The organism is Avibacterium sp. 21-595 (assembly GCF_023611905.1).
Classification (GTDB): domain Bacteria; phylum Pseudomonadota; class Gammaproteobacteria; order Enterobacterales; family Pasteurellaceae; genus Avibacterium.
In genome coordinates this window covers 598,512-617,266 of sequence record NZ_CP091455.1, presented here as the reverse complement: position 1 = coordinate 617,266, position 18,755 = coordinate 598,512, and the positions used below count along the sequence as shown (strand labels likewise).

Below are 18,755 nucleotides of genomic sequence, written 5' to 3'. Positions count from 1 at the left end.
TGATTCAAAAAGGATATAACAATGACCAAACCTATCGTATTTAGCGGCGTTCAGCCCTCTGGTGAATTAACCATCGGTAACTACCTAGGCGCATTACGCCAATGGGTAAAAATGCAAGAAGATTATGAATGCTTATTTTGTATCGTGGATCAACACGCAATCACCGTACGTCAAGATCCACAAAAATTACATTCAGCAACCCTTGATGTGCTGGCATTATATTTAGCCTGTGGTATTGATCCTGAAAAAAGCACCATTTTTATTCAATCGCACGTTCCAGAACACGCCCAACTTGCGTGGGTGCTAAATTGCTATACCTATTTTGGCGAAATGGGACGAATGACGCAGTTTAAAGATAAATCAGCACGCCACGCTGAAAATGTCAACGTTGGCTTATTTACCTATCCAGTTTTAATGGCAGCAGATATTTTACTTTACCAAACCAACCAAGTACCAGTAGGGGAAGATCAAAAGCAACATTTAGAAATCACCCGTGATATTGCCCAACGTTTCAACGCACTTTATGGTGAACATTTTGCTATTCCAGAAGTGTTTATTCCAAAAGCGGGCGCGCGCGTGATGTCGTTACTTGAGCCTGAGAAAAAAATGTCTAAATCAGACGAAAATCGCAATAACGTGATTGGGCTGTTAGAAGATCCAAAATCAGTGGTGAAAAAAATCAAACGTGCGGTTACCGATTCTGATGAGCCACCTGTCATTCGCTATGACGTAAAAAATAAAGCTGGGGTATCCAACTTATTAGATATTTTGGCAGGCATTACAGGCAAAAGTATTGCTGAATTAGAAGCAGAGTTTGAAGGCAAAATGTATGGTCATTTAAAAACTGCCGTCGCCGATGAAGTATCTGCAATGCTCACACAATTACAAGAACGCTATCACCACTTCCGCAATGATGAAGCCTTATTGCATAAAATCGCCGCAGAAGGGGCGGAAAAAGCGCAAGCACGTGCGAAAGCTACATTAGACGCAGTCTATAAAGCCATCGGCTTCGTTGCGCGTTAATTCACTTTTAACATTAAATTAGGCGAAAAACTCGCCTAATTTTCACCGCACTTTCTTTTACAATGAACTATTATTGTGTAATGTCATCTAAATAAACACTTCATTTAATAAATATTCAAAGGAATTTTAATGAAACGACTCAAAGTGCTTTTGCTTAGCTTGTTTGCTTTGCCTAATGCGTGGGCAAATTTAGATACCAATATCAAATATAGCTCAAATTATTTAATGCCTGCCTATGTGCATTTTAACGCCAACGGATCGCAATATCACGTTGATGCTAAGATCAATATTCCGCTGTATAACATTGAATTTAAATCCGTTGGGATGCAAAGTAAAACGGATTTCAAAATGACCAATTACCAAGATGTACGTAACGGTAAACCTTATGCAAAAACGATTATCAAAGGCAATGAAATTGCTTATGGTAAAGTGAAAAATGGTTTGAAAAGCGAGCCACTTGAAATGCCAACCTTTGATTTATTCACGGTAGCATTCCAGCTTAGCTATTACGACAAATTACCGAAAAATTTCCAAATTACTAACGGCAAAAAATTATATCCGATGAAAAATGTCTTCGTAAAACAAAGCGAACGACAAGTAAAAATTCAAAATCAATCACAAACAGAAATCACTTATCAATTCCGCACTGGCGAAAAATCTTTTGTGGTAAAAAAATATCGTGGTGAGCAATTCCCTCGTTATATTTCTTATGATAAAGATGGCGACCATTATGAATTAACATTTAGTGAGTTTGTGAAATAAGGCTTATTTTATTTCATACTAAAAAGGCAGCGTTCAATTAAAGATTGATACACTGCCTTTTCTCTTATATGCAGTTTAAAAATTTAATAAAAAACCACCGCACTTTTATTCTGAGCCAATTACCATTGATAGCTATACCCTAGATTGAGCTGTACATTCTCTCTATAGCGACTCCCCATTTCATTTTTCAATGAAACATCAAAAGAACCAAATACAGTTTTCAATGCAGCCCCTAATTCAAGTTGGGTGCGGTTACTAAATGATTGAATATTGGCTTTGGACTGATTAATCACAATATCATTTGAACCAAAATCATTTAGCCAATAAACACCGGCGTAAGGTTTTAGACTAACCGACGAAAGCACAAAATTTCCCATAAATTGAGCGCCCAATTTGCTACGGTAAGTTGTGTTGCCATTGAATTTAGTTGCTGATATGCTCGCTTGTGGTACAACATTCCAATTAGTGAACATCGGTAATTTAATACCTGTACCAAGGCGTAAGCTATGAGCATTGAAGCTTTGTTTATCAACTTCATCACCACTTAAGCGTAAGCGGTTGTAGCTGTAATCAGTATCAAGGAATAAGCCATTTTGCCACTGCATTCCTCCATAAACACCTATATGATTACCTTTAATTTTCGCACTGCCATAATCTTTCTTGAAATCAATTTTTCCTTGACCAAGCCCCGTATAAAGCCCCGCATAGTAAGAAGTCTCTTGATTGACAAAATGCACATCATAACCTACGGTCAGTAAATGATTACGCTGTTTAAAGCCTGATGTATTAGCTAAAAGTGTTTGATAAGAATCCACTTCACTCCAATTATTACTATTTTGTACCCAGAACCCAGTTAAGCGTTCTGTATTATGCAAGAAACCAACGCGTTCGCTTACTGTTTCCCCTTGTGTATATAAATAAGCTCTTGCCGCTTGTTGAATTGAAATCACATTATTGGCATATTGACTAAATATTCTTTCTCCCTCATCGCTCGGTTGCGGTTGCGGTTGCGGTTGCGGTTGCGGTTGCGGTTGCGGTTGCGGTTGCGGTTGCGGTTGCGGTTGCGGTTGCGGTTGCGGTTGCGGTTGCGGTTGCGGTTGCGGTTGCGGTTGCGGTTGCGGTTGCGGTTGCGGTTGCGGTTGCGGTTCTTCAGTATTGGTTGATTTGCCTTTATGCGCCAATACCCAATTATTATTATCTTTCGCTAATTCATAGCGATAAATTCCAGCATCGACATAAGGTTTATCTTTTAAACTGAATACGCCATCACCTGAATTGGTTTTAACCAGAATAACTTTGCCATTTTCTTTTTTGGGTTCATTGCGAGAATTTCGCACTTGTAAACGATGATTACCTGTTACACTGCCTTTCACAATAATTTGATCAGCGTTTTCAGAAGCTAAATCTGAATTTAAAATAAATTCACCGTTGCCAGATAAATCTTTATTAATTGTTAAAGTGTGGAATGCGGAATCAGGCTCAAACTCAACTGTCGAATTATTCACACTGAGATTATCTAGCGTGCTATCACCTTTAAATTTCCACTGGCTATTACCATTTAAAGTTAAATCCACCGTACCGTGTTCGTAATTAGGGTTAATATAACTCACACCTTGCAATTTCGCGCCTTGATCGGCTTGGATTTTTAGAGATAAATTGTTGGTAATTTCAGGCGCATCAGGTTCTTCTTCTCTAGTCATATCAATAATATGCTGATCATTAATATTAATTAATTGCTCCGTTTTAATTTCACCGCCATTAATTTGAAGATCAATGACATCTTTTCTTGCATTCTCAGTAATATAATGAAAGAAAGTACCAGCTGAAATAGTATTATCTTTAAAGGTTATTTTAGAAACTAATTGCTTAGCTTCATCTCCTCTTGTTGGACCCTCTAACTTAAGAACGTTGCTTTTATTATTTAAAGATATTTGGCTATTAGTTAAATTTAAAGTAATTTGGTTTTCAACTTCTTTTGCAAGATCAAACGCAAACTGTCCATCTTGATTTCCTGTTATTGATAACTTATTTCCTTCAAAATTTATTCCCCCGAAGTTTGATATGGCATTTGTTTGCGCTGCATTCATCAGAATAGCCAAATTATCTATTTTTAGCGTAGAATTATTCGCACTAATCCCTTCACTACCATAACTATTTAATAGAATTTTTCCTCCATTAACAATGAGCTTTTCAGCCTCCTGCAAATGAATTGCCGTACCACCATATGCCTCAGGCGTACCATTAAGTTGTTCAATACTTGAACCTATCGTCAATGTCACTCCCTGTTCAATGACACCGCGATCTCCCTTGTATAAGGATAAAATAACACCGGACTCGTTAGCATAACGCTCTAAAATCGCAGAAACACCGTCTTTAAGGGTAATCTGATTATGTAATGCGTTAGGATCAATAGAAAATAATACACCTGCAAATTCTTTTCCATTTTCCCTTATTCGATTGGTAGTTACGCCTCTGTTTTTATAGTTTCCTCCAAAAACAGTAAGATTAACCGCTTCCTGTGTATCTGTTGGGAAATTGCCTGATGATAATAATTTACGCTCTCCACTTATCTCAAATGAAGGCTCGTAAATAAAATATTGGTTACTTCCTATATTCGTATCAATATTACACCCATATTGATTAGAACAAGTTAAATCGATCGCATTCGCTTGCGAGTAACAGGCAACTAATATCGCCCCTAAAGTGAGTTTTGGTGAAAATCTTTGCATTGGATTATCCTTAGCTTATGATGAAAAAATAATCGTGTTTAGATAAATATCTCTTCGTATCGTACCACAAAAAATATAGCTCTAAAAAATAACAATCTATAAAACTCCCATATAAGAAGTGCGGTGAAAAACCACCGCACTTTTTCCAAGAAGAAATGTTAATGCTAATCTTCCTCTTTCTCCCATTCTAAGGCACGTTTGACTGCTTTTTTCCAGCCTTTATAACGTTTTGCTCGTTTAGCTTCATCGTCATCAGGCAGGAAAGTGCGTTCCACATCGGCTTTATCACGTAGCTCGTCTAAATCTTTCCAAAATCCTGTGGCAAGCCCAGCAAGATATGCTGCACCTAATGCGGTAACTTCTTTCACGACAGGACGTTCAACAGGGGTGTTAAGAATATCGGCTTGGAATTGCATAAGGAAATTATTGGCTGTAGCACCGCCATCCACTCGCAAGGATTTCAGTTTTTCCCCTGAATCAGATTGCATTGCTTCCAATACATCACGAGTTTGATAAGCGATAGACTCAAGTGTTGCACGAACAATGTGATTGCGATTTGCGCCACGAGATAAGCCCAAAATTGCGCCACGAGCATAAGGATCCCAGTAAGGTGCGCCCAAGCCTGTGAAGGCAGGAACTACATAGACACCGTTACAATCTGGCACTTTCTGTGCGAAATATTCGCTGTCGAAGCTATCGTGAACAATTTTAAGTTCATCACGCAACCATTGAATTGATGCGCCTCCCATAAAAATTGAGCCTTCTAAGGCATATTCTGGCTCACCTTTGGCATTACAAGCAATGGTGGTGAGTAAGCCATTTTGTGATTGAACGGCTTTATCCCCCGTGTGCATTAACATAAAGCAGCCAGTACCATAGGTATTTTTGGCTTGCCCTGCGTGAACACAAAGATGTCCATAAAGCGCTGCTTGCTGGTCGCCTGCAATACCCGCCACGGGAATACGCACGCCACCTTTTCCGCCGATATTGGTTTGCCCGTAGATTTCTGAAGAATTACGCACTTCGGGGAGCATTGATTTTGGAATATCCAAAATGTCGAGCATTTTGTCATCCCATTGTTTGGTATGAATGTTAAACAGCATTGTGCGAGAAGCATTGGTGTAATCCGTAACGTGAACACGTCCTTGGGTGAGTTTCCACACAAGCCAAGTATCTACCGTACCAAAAAGTAATTCGCCACGTTCAGCTTTTTCTCTTGCACCTTCGACATTATCCAAAATCCACTTAACTTTTGTTCCTGAGAAATAAGGATCGACAACAAGCCCCGTGGTTTTGCGGATATAATCTTCATAGCCTTCTTGTTTTAATTTATCGGTAATCTCAGCGGTACGCCGGCATTGCCATACAATCGCATTATAAACGGGTTTTCCCGTCTCTTTTTCCCATACAATGGTTGTTTCACGTTGGTTTGTAATCCCTATTGCAGCAATGCTATCAGAAGAAATCCCTGCTTTGGCAACGACTTCATTTAACGTTGAACTTTGTGTTGCCCAAATTTCCATTGGATTATGTTCTACCCAGCCTGCTTGAGGATAAATTTGGGTAAATTCACGTTGAGCAATTTCAACCACATTAGCATTATGATCGAGCAATACCGCTCTGGAACTTGTTGTACCTTGATCTAAAGCGATGATGTATTTTTTTTCTGCCATAATTCAGTCCTCTTTTATTTATGAGATGAGTAAAATGTCGCACCAATCTTACTATCCGAAACCTTTTTTGAGCTAAAACGAAAGAATTACTAAAAATAAAAAATAATCGAAAACGCTCAAATTTAAAATAATCAATATGTAAAAATTTGATCTGTTTCACAAAATATTTTTCCTCTACTTCTTATGAGTTATTTTTTATATTTCAATATTAATCAATAAATTAAAAATGTGATCAAGCTAACAAATTAGATAAAAAGTCGCTAAATCCTTATAAAAAGTATTGCTTTAAACACATTTCTATTAATAATGAAATACGCACCAATAATATTCAAAAATGCCTTTTTGGTTCTAAACGAAAGAAAATCACAGAGCAAACGAAAAGATGAAAAGGAGTGCATTATGAATGCTTATCTGGCGGAATTTATTGGTACCGCATTACTGATTTTAATGGGTAATGGTGTGGTTGCTAACGTATGCTTAAATAAAACCAAAGGGCAAAGTTCAGGATGGATTGTCATTACCACAGCTTGGGCCTTTGCAGTTTATGTGGCAGTCGTTGTAACAGGGCCTTACAGTGGTGCGCATCTTAACCCTGCCGTAACCCTTGGCTTGGCAGTTATTGGGAGTTTCGATCCATCAATGATTTTCGGCTATATTGTGGCACAAATCGCAGGAGGAATGTTCGGCGCATTACTCGTTTATACGTTCTATAAAGATCATTTCACCGCAACGGAAGATCAAGGTGCAAAACGTGCGTGTTTCTGCACAGAACCGGCTATACGCAACTATGCTAGCAATTTTATCAGTGAAGTAATTGGCACCTTTGTTTTATTATTTGTGATTTTCTATCTCTCCGGTGCAAGCCTTGATTTTCCAGAAGGCACCACAACGCCTATCGGATTAGGCTCTCTCGGCGCATTACCCGTCGCTATTTTAGTATGGGCAATTGGTTTAAGTTTAGGTGGTACAACAGGTTATGCGATCAACCCTGCACGAGATCTCGGGCCTCGCTTAACCCTTGGATTATTAGGTAAAACCTTAAACACATCAGCAGATTGGCAATATAGCTGGGTACCTGTATTAGGTCCAATTACAGGAGCAGTGTTAGCTGGGGTAGTTTATAACGTATTAATGTAAGATTTTAAAAAGCGTTCAAATTGCTGATATTTGAACGCTTTTTTATGGTAGCTCGCCCTATTCTGATTCTTCAATATCAATCACTTCCACCCACGCGCCATTTTTCACCAACCAACGAATATTAAAATCATACAATCGCATTCCATAAATTCGCTCAGAGGTACTCGCTTGGTGATAAGCAGGACGGGGATCTTGTTGTAGCACTTCGGTAATGAAACGCTGAAAATTTGGGTATTTTGCACCGCACTTGATTAATTGCGTTTGCGCTTTGGGTGAGAAAACAACCTGTAATTTTGCTTCTGGGGGGTGTTGGGCAAAGCTTGATTTTGCATTCTGTTCACTGTCGGCATAGGCAAGATAAGGTTTAATGTCAAAAATTGGCGTGCCATCAACTAAATCAATAGCACCTAAATGAAGTAATACTTGCCCCTTATTTATTTCTATCCCCGTTAATTCAACTTTAGACAAACCAAGTGGATTTGGGCGATGTGTCGCGCGTGAAGCAAATACGCCTATGCGTTGATTACCGCCAAGGCGTGGTGGACGAACTGTCGGCTGCCATTTGCCTACGGGGACTTTATCAAACTGGAAAATAAGCCATAAATGAGAAAAGTGTTCTAAACCACGTACTGCCTCAGGTTGGTTATAAGGCGGTAGTAAGCGGATTGTGCCAACCCCATCTTGCACTAAATTAGGTTGGCGTGGCACGGAAAATTTCTCTTTATAAGGGCTATGAATGATTCCGATAGGGGAAAGGGTTAAATTAAGTTGCGACATATTTTCCTTAAACAGTTAAAATGGCGAAGATAAATGAGTACAATAGCCAATTCTTTGGAATATTTTACGCCAAAATTAGAATTTAGAAAGATAGTGAAAAATATGGATAAACAAGTCATTAAAATGTGGGTGGAAACAGCAAGACCGAAAACCCTACCTTTAGCCGCTGCCTCAATTGTTATGGGGACAGCGCTTGCCTACTGGGATCATAAATTTAGCTGGCAAATCAGTCTATTATGTTTGATTACCACCTTGTTGTTACAAATTCTTTCTAACTTTGCCAATGATTATGGCGATCACCAAAAAGGCAGTGATACCGCAGAGCGTATCGGACCATTGCGTGGTATTCAACACGGCGTGATTAGTGCAAAGCAACTGAAAAAAGGATTAATTGCCCTCATTTTAGCCAGTTTATTTTTCGGCTTTCTGTTAATTGCCATAGCTTATCAAAGTTATGCTGATCTCTTGGCCTTTTCCCTGTTAGGTGGTCTTGCCATTATTGCAGCGATTACTTATACCGTAGGTGCAAAGCCCTATGGTTATATGGGATTAGGCGATATTTCCGTGTTGTTATTTTTTGGGATTTTGGGGGTATGTGGGACCTATTATTTGCAAACTCACCAACTAAATTTGATGATTTTTTTACCCGCACTTGCAACTGGATTATTTGCTACCGCCGTTTTGAATATCAATAACTTACGAGATATAGAACAAGACAAAAAGGCGGGTAAAAATACCTTAGCCGTACGATTAGGTGCAAAAAAAGGGCGGATTTATCATTGCCTTTTATTAGCCACAGGCGCCATCTGTTATCTGCTTTTTGCCTTAGCCAATTTCCACCAATTAGTGAGTTTTATTTTCCTTATTGCCTATCCATTACTAATAAAACACGCTGCCTTCGTTTATCATAGTAAAGACCCATTATTATTGCGCCCGATGCTTGGGCAAATGTCAATGCTCGCCCTTTTAACTAACTTACTTTTTAGTTTCGGCTTGCTAGTGGGCTAGCAATAGGCATATACTAGAACAATCATTTTCAGCGTATAACAGGTGAACTTATGTGTATTGATACTTCTACTCTCTGCGATATTTATTTAGATCAAGTTGATGTTGTAGAACCGATTTTTTCTAACTTCGGTGGCTTAACTTCCTTTTACGGCAAAATTACCACCGTAAAATGCTTTGAAAGCAATGGCTTAATTGGCGAAATTTTGGAAGAAAACGGTGAAGGTCGCGTGTTATTAGTGGACGGCGGTGGTGCAGTGCGTCAAGCCTTGATTGATGCTGAACTTGCTCAACTTGCCGTAGATAATGGCTGGGAAGGGATTATCGTTTACGGTGCGGTTCGTCAAATTCAACAGTTAGAAAATTTAGATATCGGTATTCAAGCCCTTGCCCCAATTCCTGTGGGGGCAAGTGACGATACACAGGGCGAGGTTGATGTCCCTGTGAATTTTGGTGGAGTGACGTTTTATCCTGAAGATTATGTGTATGCAGATTTAACGGGCATTATCCTTTCGCAAGAGCCTTTAGCGTTGGACGATTCCGAAGAAGAATAATTCGATTAAGATAATGGCAAGTTTTTCTTGTCATTATTTTTCTACTCTAGCTTTTTTCATCTTTTTGCTTGATTACTACTTTTTACTGTTTATTCAGCTATTTTTCTGACCTGCTTCACAAAACCACAATTTTTTTATTGCTTTTTATTAACAACTTGATAACGTTAGCTTGTCTTTATGGCTAACCCCAAAAGGTTAGCACCAATAACGCACATAAAGAGGAATAACTATGAATACAACATCAACCCAAACGACATCACATCGTAATGGCATTATTTTGATTGCCGATATGGTGCTTTTCTTTGCTTTATTAAATTTTCTTCCTTTTGATCCCAAAGCAAATAAAGGCTTGGCAATGTTAGCGTTTATTGCGGTATTATGGCTAACCGAAGCCTTACACGTAACAATTACTGCACTTTTAGTTCCCCTACTTGCTATTATGCTAGATTTGGTCACCACCAAACAGGCTTTGGTTGCTTTTGCCGATCCAAATATTTTTCTCTTCTTTGGTGGATTTGCATTAGCCACCGCACTTCATCAGCAAAATATTGATCGAATGATCGCCAATAAAATTATGGCATTGGCTGGCGGTCGCTTATTAGTTGCAGTGCTTTATCTCTTTACTATTACCGCATTTTTATCAATGTGGATGAGTAACACCGCAACCGCCGCAATGATGCTGCCTCTCGCAATGGGGATTTTAAGCCAAATGGATAAAGAACGTGAGCATAACACCTATGTATTCGTATTATTAGGTATTGCGTATAGTGCCAGTATCGGTGGTATGGGAACGCTCGTGGGTAGCCCGCCGAATAACATTGTCGCAACACAACTTAAACTGACCTTCTCAGATTGGTTGAGTTACGGTATTCCTGTGATGCTCCTATTAATGCCAATTATGATTGGTACGTTATATATGGTATTCCGCCCAAAACTCAATCTACATTTCAAACAAGATTTTGAAAAAATTGAATTTAATTCTAAACGTATTATTACGCTAGTGATTTTCATCTTAATTGCGCTATGTTGGGTATTTAGCAGCAAAATTAATCCTATACTTTCTTCATTACTTGGTTTAGAGAAAAAAATTGTGAGTTTTGACAGCGTCATTGCTCTGCTTGCAGCGGTAATTATTTGTGCCACAGGTGTCGCCTCTTGGAAACAGTTACAAAATAACACCGATTGGGGCGTGTTAATGCTGTTCGGAGGTGGTTTAACCCTCAGTTCCGTGTTGCGTGATTCAGGTGCAAGCCGTATTTTAGCTGATGGTATTGTTTTCTTAATTGAAGGAGGGCATTTCTATCTTATCGGCTTGTTGGTCGCTGCGTTTATCATCTTCTTAACAGAATTTACCTCAAATACGGCAAGTGCGGCCCTATTAGTGCCAATTTTTATCTCTATCGCACAATCATTAGGTATGCCAGAATTAGGCTTAGCCCTTATTATTGGTTTAGGCGCATCCTGTGCCTTTATGCTACCAGTTGCCACACCACCAAATGCCATTGTGTTTGGTACAGGCGAAGTGAAACAACGCGAAATGATCCGAGCGGGTATCTTGCTCAATCTTATTAGCGTATTTGTTATTGGCACATTAGCCTATTTGTTATGGTTCTAAAATGATGCTATTTAAGATGAACGCCAGCTTTTAGCTTTGTTTTCTTCACAAAAGCATTTTCTAATAAAAATAGCGGAGAAATCCGCTATTTTTTGTTATCCTAAGGGACATTCATCTTATTTTTCGGACAAGGTTATGACTTCCCAAAACAATACCCACAAAAAATTGCCAGAAAATGCACCGCACTTTGCACAAGCTGACACGCAACAAATTCAGACTGATAATGAACAAGAAACCACCCATTTTGGTTACCAAACTGTGGCAAAAGCAGAAAAACAAAAGCTGGTAGCCAACGTGTTCCACTCAGTGGCAGGCAAATATGATTTAATGAATGACTTGCTTTCTTTTGGTATTCATCGTGTTTGGAAACGCTTTACGATTGATTGCAGTGGCGTGCGAAAAGGGCAAAAAGTGCTAGATTTAGCAGGGGGAACAGGAGATTTCAGCGCGAAATTTTCTCGCCTTGTCGGTGAAAGTGGACAAGTCATTTTGGCAGATATTAATTCTTCAATGCTAAATGTGGGACGAGAAAAATTGCGTAATCTTGGCGTAGTGGGCAACATCAATTATGTACAAGCTAATGCAGAAACCTTGCCCTTTGCCGATAACACCTTTGATTGCGTAATTATTAGTTTTGGCTTACGTAATGTCACAGATAAGGACAAAGCATTACGTTCAATGTTCCGCGTATTAAAACCCGGTGGGCGCTTGTTAGTGTTGGAATTTTCTAAACCGATTTTAGATCCACTAAGCAAAATCTATAATTTTTATTCTTTCAATATTTTACCGAAAATCGGTGAAGTGGTGGTGAATGATGGCGATAGTTACCGCTATTTAGCTGAATCTATCCGAATGCACCCCAAACAAGAGGATCTCAAAACGATGATGGAACAAGCCGGCTTTGAGCAAGTCAGTTACTACAACCTCAGCGCAGGCATTGTTGCCTTGCATCGAGGCTATAAATTTTAAGCGAGTCAAAAAATGAACTTCTTGCAACAATTAATGCTGCCTCAGTGGCTCAACGGTGCGTTAGAATCCTTACTAAATTATTTACTCAAACGCACGGCACATAGCGAAATTTATTTGCGTAAACTTAACGGTAAAGTCCTTAAAATTAATTTGCAACAAATTGATTTTCCAATTTATTTTGTTTTTTCACCACAACGGATTGATCTCCTCAACCAATATGAAGATGAAGTTGATTGTACAGTCAGTTTGAAAGCCCAAATGCTAATGAAAATGCCAAACAAACAGCAATTATCTTCTTATCTCAATGATCAATCCATTTTATTGCAAGGTGATTTACAAGTATTGCAGGATTTTACCGCACTCTTAGAATTTCTAGAAAAAGATCCAGCTGAATTACTTTCGCCTTTTGTGGGGGATGTGGTGGCACAAAGTGCGGTGAATTTTTTACGCAATTTTGGGCAAATGGCAACAACAAAATTACGGCAAAGCCAGCAATATTGGGGTGAACGTCTAACCGAAGAATGGGAAGTCATCTCTCCCAGTTTGGCCATTGATGATTTTAATCAGCAAGTAAAAATGCTAGAAAAACGCACCGCACTTTTAGAACAGAAACTCATACAACTTGAAACAATATTAAATTAATCTAATGACTTTTAACGATTTCAAACGCTTATACAAAATTATCCGTACATTTTTAATTTATGGGATAGATGACGCCCTGCCTCATAATGCCTACACTCGTCCCTTGCGTTGTTGGCGTAAAACCTTATTTTGGTTACGTAATCAGCATAAAGAGCTGGCATTCGGCTTGCGTTTACGTCTTGCTTTACAAGAACTTGGGCCTGTGTGGATCAAACTTGGGCAAATGCTTTCAACCAGACGAGATTTATTCCCCCCTGATATTGCTGATGAATTAGCCTTATTGCAAGATCAAGTTGAACCTTTTGACGGGAAATTAGCACGAGAACAAATTGAACAAGCCTTTGGGGATAAACTAGAAACGTGGTTTGAAGATTTTGACGAAACTGCCCTTGCTTCGGCTTCTATCGCTCAAGTTCATACCGCAAGATTTAATACTACTCAACCGCTTGCGGGCAAAGAAGTGGTACTCAAAGTGCTACGCCCCAATATCCAGCCACAAATTGAGGCTGATTTAAGCTGGATGTACAAATTAGCCAGCTGGATCCCCCGTTTATCCAGTGAAGGGTATCGTTTACGCGCGGTGGAAGTGATTCGTGAATATGAAAAAACCTTGCGTGATGAATTAGATTTGCGTATTGAAATGGCTAATGCAATCAAATTGAAAGCCAATTTTACAGATAGCCCAATGCTCTATATTCCAGAAATGTATCAACAATTTTGTTACCGTAATGTCATCACAATGGAGCGAATTTACGGTATTCCTGTTTCTGATGTAGAGACACTAAAAGCCAATGGCACAAATATGAAATTACTCGCAGAACGTGGCGTACAAGTATTCTTTACCCAAGTATTCCGTGATAGTTTTTTCCACGCCGATATGCACCCGGGAAATATTTTTGTTAATCCACAGCATCCTGAAAATCCGCAATATATTGGCATTGATTGCGGTATTGTTGGACGCTTAAACGATAATGATAAACGCTATTTGGCAGAAAGTTTTGTTGCCTTTTTTAATCGTGATTATCGTCGCGTTGCGCAAATGCACGTTGATGCAGGTTGGACACCACAGGATACGAATATTGATGCCTTTGAACAAGCGTTCCAAGAAGTGTGTGAACCGATTTTTGCTAAACCGCTATCGGAAATTTCCTTTGCTCAAGTTTTGCTCAATTTATTTAATGTCGCACGCGAATTTAATATGCAAGTGCAACCTCAACTCGTCTTATTACAAAAAACCTTACTGTATATTGAAGGCTTAGGACGACAGCTTTATCCACAACTTGATTTATGGGATACGGCAAAACCGTTTCTACAAAACTGGCTAGATGAACAAATGGGAATGAAGGCAATGGTGAAAAACCTAAAAACGACTCTGCCTTATATTGTTGAGCATTTACCACAGTTTCCCGCCACCTTAATGGATGCACTAAAACAACAAAACCATATTCATCAACAACTGAATGCCATCAATAAAAAATTAGCGCACCAACAACGTTGGCAGAAAAAAGCGTTGGCGGTGATAATGGGGACAGTCCTTTTCTTCGGAACATTATGGCAATTTTCTGCTTTACCTTTATGGGCAAATATTGCGTTATTGACGAGTGGCGGGCTATTTTGGCTCATTGCCTTGATAATGCCATAACCTCAATTAATGCGCAAAATTGGGTGATAAATCAATAAAATGTGAAATAATGTAAATTGTCTATTGTTCAAGATGAATAAAAAAGTTATATTTTCACACAATTTTATTAAATTAGTTATAGGAGTAAAAAATGGGTTTAGGTGGCGTAAGCATTTGGCAATTACTCATTGTTTTGTTAATTGTATTAGTTTTCTTCGGTACAAAAAAATTACGTAACGTGGGTTCAGATTTAGGCACTGCAGTGAAAGGCTTTAAAAATGCAATGAAAGACGATGAAACACCCGCAGAGCCGAAAAAAATTGCCGATGACGCACAACAAGCAAAAACAGAAACTGTAAAAGACAAAGAACAGGCATAATCCGTGTTTGATATTGGTTTTTCTGAATTACTGTTAATTTCCATTGTGGGCTTAGTGGTACTAGGCCCTAAACGTCTTCCTATTGCCATTCGTACAGTTATGGGCTGGGTGAGTACGATCCGTGGACTTGCCGCAAATGTACAAAATGAGTTAAGCCAAGAGCTGAAATTACAAGAGTTGCAAGAAAGTATCAAAAAAGCTGAACATCTCAATTTAAAACAACTTTCTCCTGAATTAAGCCAAACTGTGGAAGATCTCAAAGCCTCAGCGGAAAAAATTAAAGCAAATTTAGAGGAAAAAGCAGCAAGCACACAAACAACTTTTGAACAACAAGTTCAAGAGCTAAAAAGTGCGGTGCAAAATTCTGATGAAAAACACGCAACTGATACCTTATCTAATGAAAGTGAACTTTCTCCTGCTGATATTGCAGAATTAGCCGAACAAGATGAATCTCAGCTTGAACTGACCAGTGCCTATTATCCTGAAGATGATAGCTTGGCAGAAGTCAGCCCTTCACCTGAATCTAAATCAGAAAAAGCATAAAGGCGTTCTATGAGTATTGAAGAAACCCAACCTCTGATCAGTCATTTATTGGAACTTCGCGATCGCTTATTACGTTGCGTTCTTGTTGTCGCAGTAATTTTCTTAGGCTTAGTCTATTTTGCCAATGATATTTACAATTTTGTTGCCTCCCCCCTATTAAGCGTGATGCCATCAGGGGCAAGTATGATAGCAACCAATATTGCAACGCCTTTTTTTACCCCACTAAAATTAACGGGTGTTGTGGCATTATTTATTGCTGTTCCCTTTTTGCTATATCAGATTTGGGCATTTATTGCTCCCGCACTTTATCAACACGAAAAACGCCTTATTTATCCACTCTTATTTTCAAGTACCGTGCTGTTTTATTTAGGCGTAGCCTTCGCTTATTATGTGGTGTTTCCCTTAGTGTTTGGCTTTCTCACCAAAACCGCCCCAGAAGGCGTTGCCATTGCCACAGACATTAGTAGCTATTTAGATTTCGTGCTGACGCTTTTTTTAGCTTTTGGGGTTTGTTTTGAAGTGCCTGTTGCGATTATTTTACTCTGCTGGTCTGGTGTAACAACAATTGAAAACCTAAAGAAAAAACGTCCTTATATTATTGTCGCTGCATTTATTATTGGTATGCTACTGACTCCCCCTGATATTTTTTCACAAACCTTACTCGCGATTCCAATGTGCTTATTATTTGAAGTAGGATTACTTTTTGCACGTTTTTATCGTCCAAAAGAAAATGCTGACAATCCAAATGAAGAAAACGAACAAGAAATAATTAAATAACATAGGGGCAAACGCCCCTTTAATTTTGGAGAATACAATGACCACACAAATTTTCACTGGGTTCCCAGCACGCCGTTTACGCCGTATGCGCAAACAAGATTTTAGTCGCCGCTTAATGGCAGAAAATAAACTCAGCATAGATGACCTCATTTATCCTGTATTTATTATAGAGGGAGAAAATTATCGTGAACCTGTGCCATCGATGCCAAAAGTGGAGCGTTTAACTTTAGATCAATTGCTGATCGAAGCAGGATTATTAGTGAAATATGGAGTACCGGTTATCGCCTTATTTCCAGTGATTGATCAAAGTAAAAAATCACTTATGGCAGAAGAAGCCTATAACCCGAATGGCTTAGTACAGCGTGCAGTAAAAGCACTTAAAGCTACTTATCCTGAATTAGGGGTTTTAACGGATGTCGCGCTTGACCCTTACACGGTACACGGACAAGATGGCATTATCGATGATGATGGCTATGTGTTAAACGACCTCACCACTGAAGTGCTAGTGAAACAAGCCCTCTCCCACGCAGAAGCTGGCGCAGATATTGTCGCACCAAGTGATATGATGGATGGAAGAATTGGCAAAATTCGCACCGCACTTGAAGAAAAAGGTTTTATCAATACACAAATTATGGCGTATTCCGCTAAATATGCCTCAAATTATTACGGTCCATTCCGTGATGCGGTAGGCTCATCGAGTAACCTCAAAGGTGGCGATAAGAAAACCTATCAGCTTGATCCTGCTAACAGTGATGAAGGACTACAAGAAGTGGCGCTAGATATTCAGGAAGGGGCAGATATGGTTATGGTGAAACCCGGAATGCCTTATTTGGATATGGTTTACCGTGTTAAACAACACTTTGGAGTCCCCACCTTTGCTTACCAAGTATCAGGCGAATATGCAATGCATATGGCAGCAATTCAAAATGGTTGGTTGAAAGAAAAAGAATGTATTATGGAAAGCCTGCTTTGTTTTAAACGCGCAGGTGCTGACGGCATTCTTACCTACTTTGCCAAACAAGTAGCTGAATGGTTTTATTTAGAAAATCAGAATAAATAAAGTATCAAAGTAAATAAAAGCGTACAAATTTACACCTATACCCGCTCTTTTTAGTTTTTATTTAGAGCGGGTACTTTCTTAGCATCGCTAAATGACATTAATTGTACGCATAAAACACAGTGCATCATTTTAGTTATCAAGCCATATCAATTATTATAGAGAAAATTTTCCTCTTACCCAGTTACACTGGTTAATTACGGACATATCGCGCATTGTTATAGCCAGACAAATCCAAAATGAAACTCTTCAAACAGCCTCTTGAAATTTATTAAGGCCAATATTTGTCAATCTCATTACGAATAGCTTTTGCGGTAACTTGACCTTTTTCTCCCACTAATGCTCTGCCAGCAATAAAGGCTTTTGCATTTTTGATCCCTTTAAACAAATGAATATCCTCTGGCACAATTCCTCCTGTAATAGAAAGTTGTAATCCCAGTGCTTCAAGAGATTTCATTTTTTCAATGTCTTCATCTGTCCAACCTTTGCCAGCTAACTCTGCATCACGAGAACGGTGATAAATCGCTTGAGTCACACCAAGCTCAACCCATTGTTTGGCATCTTCAAGTGTCCAGTTACCATAAATTTCAATTTGAATTTCTTTTTTCACTTTAAGATCTGGATGAGCCTGATTAAATTCATCCGCCACTTTTTTACACGCGGCTTTGGTTGCGGGATGAGCGGCTGCCGAAACCGTTAGCCAATCAGCTCCTGCTTCAAAAGACATTTTTGCTAAAATAGCTCCGCCGTCCGTTGTTTTAAGATCACAAACAAGAATGTGATTAGGATGTAAGGCTCGTAATGTACTAACGGCTTTCATTCCCTCAGCACACGCGAGAATGGTACCAATTTCAATAATATCCACTAGAGCTTCAGCTTGTTTAGCATCCGCAACAGCTTTTTCTAATGAAAGAGAATCTAATGCGATTTGTAGTAAGGGTTTTGACATAATTTCTTCCTTCTTATAACAGTTAATTTGATAATGCTTGATCAATAACAAGATAGACGTCTTCGGCACTCTGGCATTGAAGTATTTTTTCTAGATCAACACCCGTTTCACTATTTGGATCATCATCTTCTAACACCTGGGTTATTTCCATAATCCCTTGCATATGCTGATTAGAATCACTGCCTGCTAACGTAATCAATACTTTAATAGGTTCTTCTTCTCCTTCAAATTGCACGGGGGTATCTAAAGTGACTAACGCAAAGGCGGTACGATTTACGCCATCTTCGGGTCTTGCGTGTGGCATAGCTAGCCCCGGTGATAGAATAATATAAGGTCCCATTTGTTTGATCATATTGATAATAGAATCATAGTAACGAGGCGTTATTGCACCTGATGCAACAAGCATATCTGTCCCAAGTTTAATCGCCTCTTCCCAATTTTCTACTTTTTGATGTAACTTGATTGAATTATTTTCAATTAATGATTGTTTTAGCATATAAAAAACCTCGCGAAATTCTTACCGCACTTATTATAGCGTGCGGT

18 protein-coding genes are annotated in these 18,755 nt (G+C 39.0%); 13 read left to right on the top strand and 5 right to left on the bottom strand.

Annotated features, from left to right (window positions below):
- Window positions 1-21: 21 nt before the first annotated feature.
- Both trpS and L4F92_RS02965 read left to right on the top strand, forming a co-directional pair.
- A complete protein-coding gene (gene trpS / locus L4F92_RS02970; RefSeq protein ID WP_250350857.1) occupies window positions 22-1,023 on the top strand; it encodes a tryptophan--tRNA ligase in 1,002 nt (333 codons plus the stop codon).
- Between the two features lie 129 nt (window positions 1,024-1,152).
- The gene (locus tag L4F92_RS02965; protein ID WP_250364145.1) at window positions 1,153-1,785 is read left to right on the top strand and encodes a hypothetical protein; all 633 of its coding nucleotides are present in this window, start codon (window positions 1,153-1,155) and stop codon (window positions 1,783-1,785) included.
- A gap of 119 nt (window positions 1,786-1,904) precedes the next feature.
- Here L4F92_RS02965 and L4F92_RS02960 read toward each other — a convergent pair whose 3' ends face one another.
- Both L4F92_RS02960 and glpK read right to left on the bottom strand, forming a co-directional pair.
- Window positions 1,905-4,514 carry an autotransporter outer membrane beta-barrel domain-containing protein gene (locus L4F92_RS02960; protein ID WP_250364144.1) on the bottom strand — a complete coding sequence of 870 codons (2,610 nt, stop codon included), beginning with the start codon at window positions 4,512-4,514 and terminating at the stop codon, window positions 1,905-1,907.
- Between the two features lie 164 nt (window positions 4,515-4,678).
- A complete protein-coding gene (gene glpK / locus L4F92_RS02955) occupies window positions 4,679-6,187 on the bottom strand; it encodes a glycerol kinase GlpK (protein ID WP_250364143.1) in 1,509 nt (502 codons plus the stop codon).
- Window positions 6,188-6,586: 399 nt separating this feature from the next.
- On the opposite strand from glpK, the gene L4F92_RS02950 reads away from it, so the two are divergent.
- On the top strand, window positions 6,587-7,324 hold the full coding sequence (locus L4F92_RS02950; RefSeq protein ID WP_250350861.1) for an MIP/aquaporin family protein: 738 nt from the start codon (window positions 6,587-6,589) through the stop codon (window positions 7,322-7,324).
- Between the two features lie 57 nt (window positions 7,325-7,381).
- Here L4F92_RS02950 and tsaA read toward each other — a convergent pair whose 3' ends face one another.
- Window positions 7,382-8,101, bottom strand: a complete 720-nt coding sequence (gene tsaA / locus L4F92_RS02945) for a tRNA (N6-threonylcarbamoyladenosine(37)-N6)-methyltransferase TrmO (RefSeq protein WP_250364142.1) — start codon at window positions 8,099-8,101, stop codon at window positions 7,382-7,384.
- Window positions 8,102-8,203: 102 nt separating this feature from the next.
- Here tsaA and L4F92_RS02940 point away from each other — a divergent pair, with 102 nt between their 5' ends.
- From L4F92_RS02940 to hemB, 10 genes are all read left to right on the top strand, one after another.
- A complete protein-coding gene (locus L4F92_RS02940) occupies window positions 8,204-9,109 on the top strand; it encodes a 1,4-dihydroxy-2-naphthoate polyprenyltransferase (protein ID WP_250364535.1) in 906 nt (301 codons plus the stop codon).
- 50 nt (window positions 9,110-9,159) lie between these two features.
- Window positions 9,160-9,660: a ribonuclease E activity regulator RraA gene (gene rraA / locus L4F92_RS02935; RefSeq protein WP_250350863.1), complete on the top strand. Its 501-nt coding sequence runs from the start codon at window positions 9,160-9,162 to the stop codon at window positions 9,658-9,660.
- Between the two features lie 229 nt (window positions 9,661-9,889).
- Window positions 9,890-11,275, top strand: a complete 1,386-nt coding sequence (locus L4F92_RS02930; protein ID WP_250364141.1) for a DASS family sodium-coupled anion symporter — start codon at window positions 9,890-9,892, stop codon at window positions 11,273-11,275.
- A gap of 135 nt (window positions 11,276-11,410) precedes the next feature.
- Complete coding sequence (gene ubiE / locus L4F92_RS02925; protein WP_250364140.1) at window positions 11,411-12,244, top strand: bifunctional demethylmenaquinone methyltransferase/2-methoxy-6-polyprenyl-1,4-benzoquinol methylase UbiE; 834 nt, start codon at window positions 11,411-11,413, stop codon at window positions 12,242-12,244.
- A 12-nt stretch (window positions 12,245-12,256) separates the two neighbouring features.
- A complete protein-coding gene (locus L4F92_RS02920; protein ID WP_250350866.1) occupies window positions 12,257-12,886 on the top strand; it encodes a ubiquinone biosynthesis accessory factor UbiJ in 630 nt (209 codons plus the stop codon).
- A 4-nt stretch (window positions 12,887-12,890) separates the two neighbouring features.
- Window positions 12,891-14,528 carry a ubiquinone biosynthesis regulatory protein kinase UbiB gene (gene ubiB / locus L4F92_RS02915; protein WP_250364139.1) on the top strand — a complete coding sequence of 546 codons (1,638 nt, stop codon included), beginning with the start codon at window positions 12,891-12,893 and terminating at the stop codon, window positions 14,526-14,528.
- A gap of 130 nt (window positions 14,529-14,658) precedes the next feature.
- Entirely contained in the window at window positions 14,659-14,886 is a 228-nt protein-coding gene (tatA, locus tag L4F92_RS02910) for a Sec-independent protein translocase subunit TatA (RefSeq protein WP_250350868.1), read from the top strand.
- Between the two features lie 3 nt (window positions 14,887-14,889).
- Window positions 14,890-15,429, top strand: coding sequence for a Sec-independent protein translocase protein TatB (tatB, locus tag L4F92_RS02905; protein WP_250350869.1), 540 nt, complete (start codon window positions 14,890-14,892; stop codon window positions 15,427-15,429).
- A gap of 9 nt (window positions 15,430-15,438) precedes the next feature.
- Complete coding sequence (gene tatC / locus L4F92_RS02900; protein WP_250350870.1) at window positions 15,439-16,206, top strand: twin-arginine translocase subunit TatC; 768 nt, start codon at window positions 15,439-15,441, stop codon at window positions 16,204-16,206.
- Between the two features lie 37 nt (window positions 16,207-16,243).
- On the top strand, window positions 16,244-17,266 hold the full coding sequence (gene hemB / locus L4F92_RS02895; protein ID WP_250364138.1) for a porphobilinogen synthase: 1,023 nt from the start codon (window positions 16,244-16,246) through the stop codon (window positions 17,264-17,266).
- A gap of 268 nt (window positions 17,267-17,534) precedes the next feature.
- Here hemB and L4F92_RS02890 read toward each other — a convergent pair whose 3' ends face one another.
- On the bottom strand, window positions 17,535-18,212 hold the full coding sequence (locus L4F92_RS02890; protein ID WP_250350872.1) for a 3-keto-L-gulonate-6-phosphate decarboxylase UlaD: 678 nt from the start codon (window positions 18,210-18,212) through the stop codon (window positions 17,535-17,537).
- Between the two features lie 22 nt (window positions 18,213-18,234).
- Window positions 18,235-18,708, bottom strand: coding sequence for a PTS sugar transporter subunit IIA (locus L4F92_RS02885; protein ID WP_250364137.1), 474 nt, complete (start codon window positions 18,706-18,708; stop codon window positions 18,235-18,237).
- Between the last annotated feature and the right edge of the window lie 47 nt (window positions 18,709-18,755).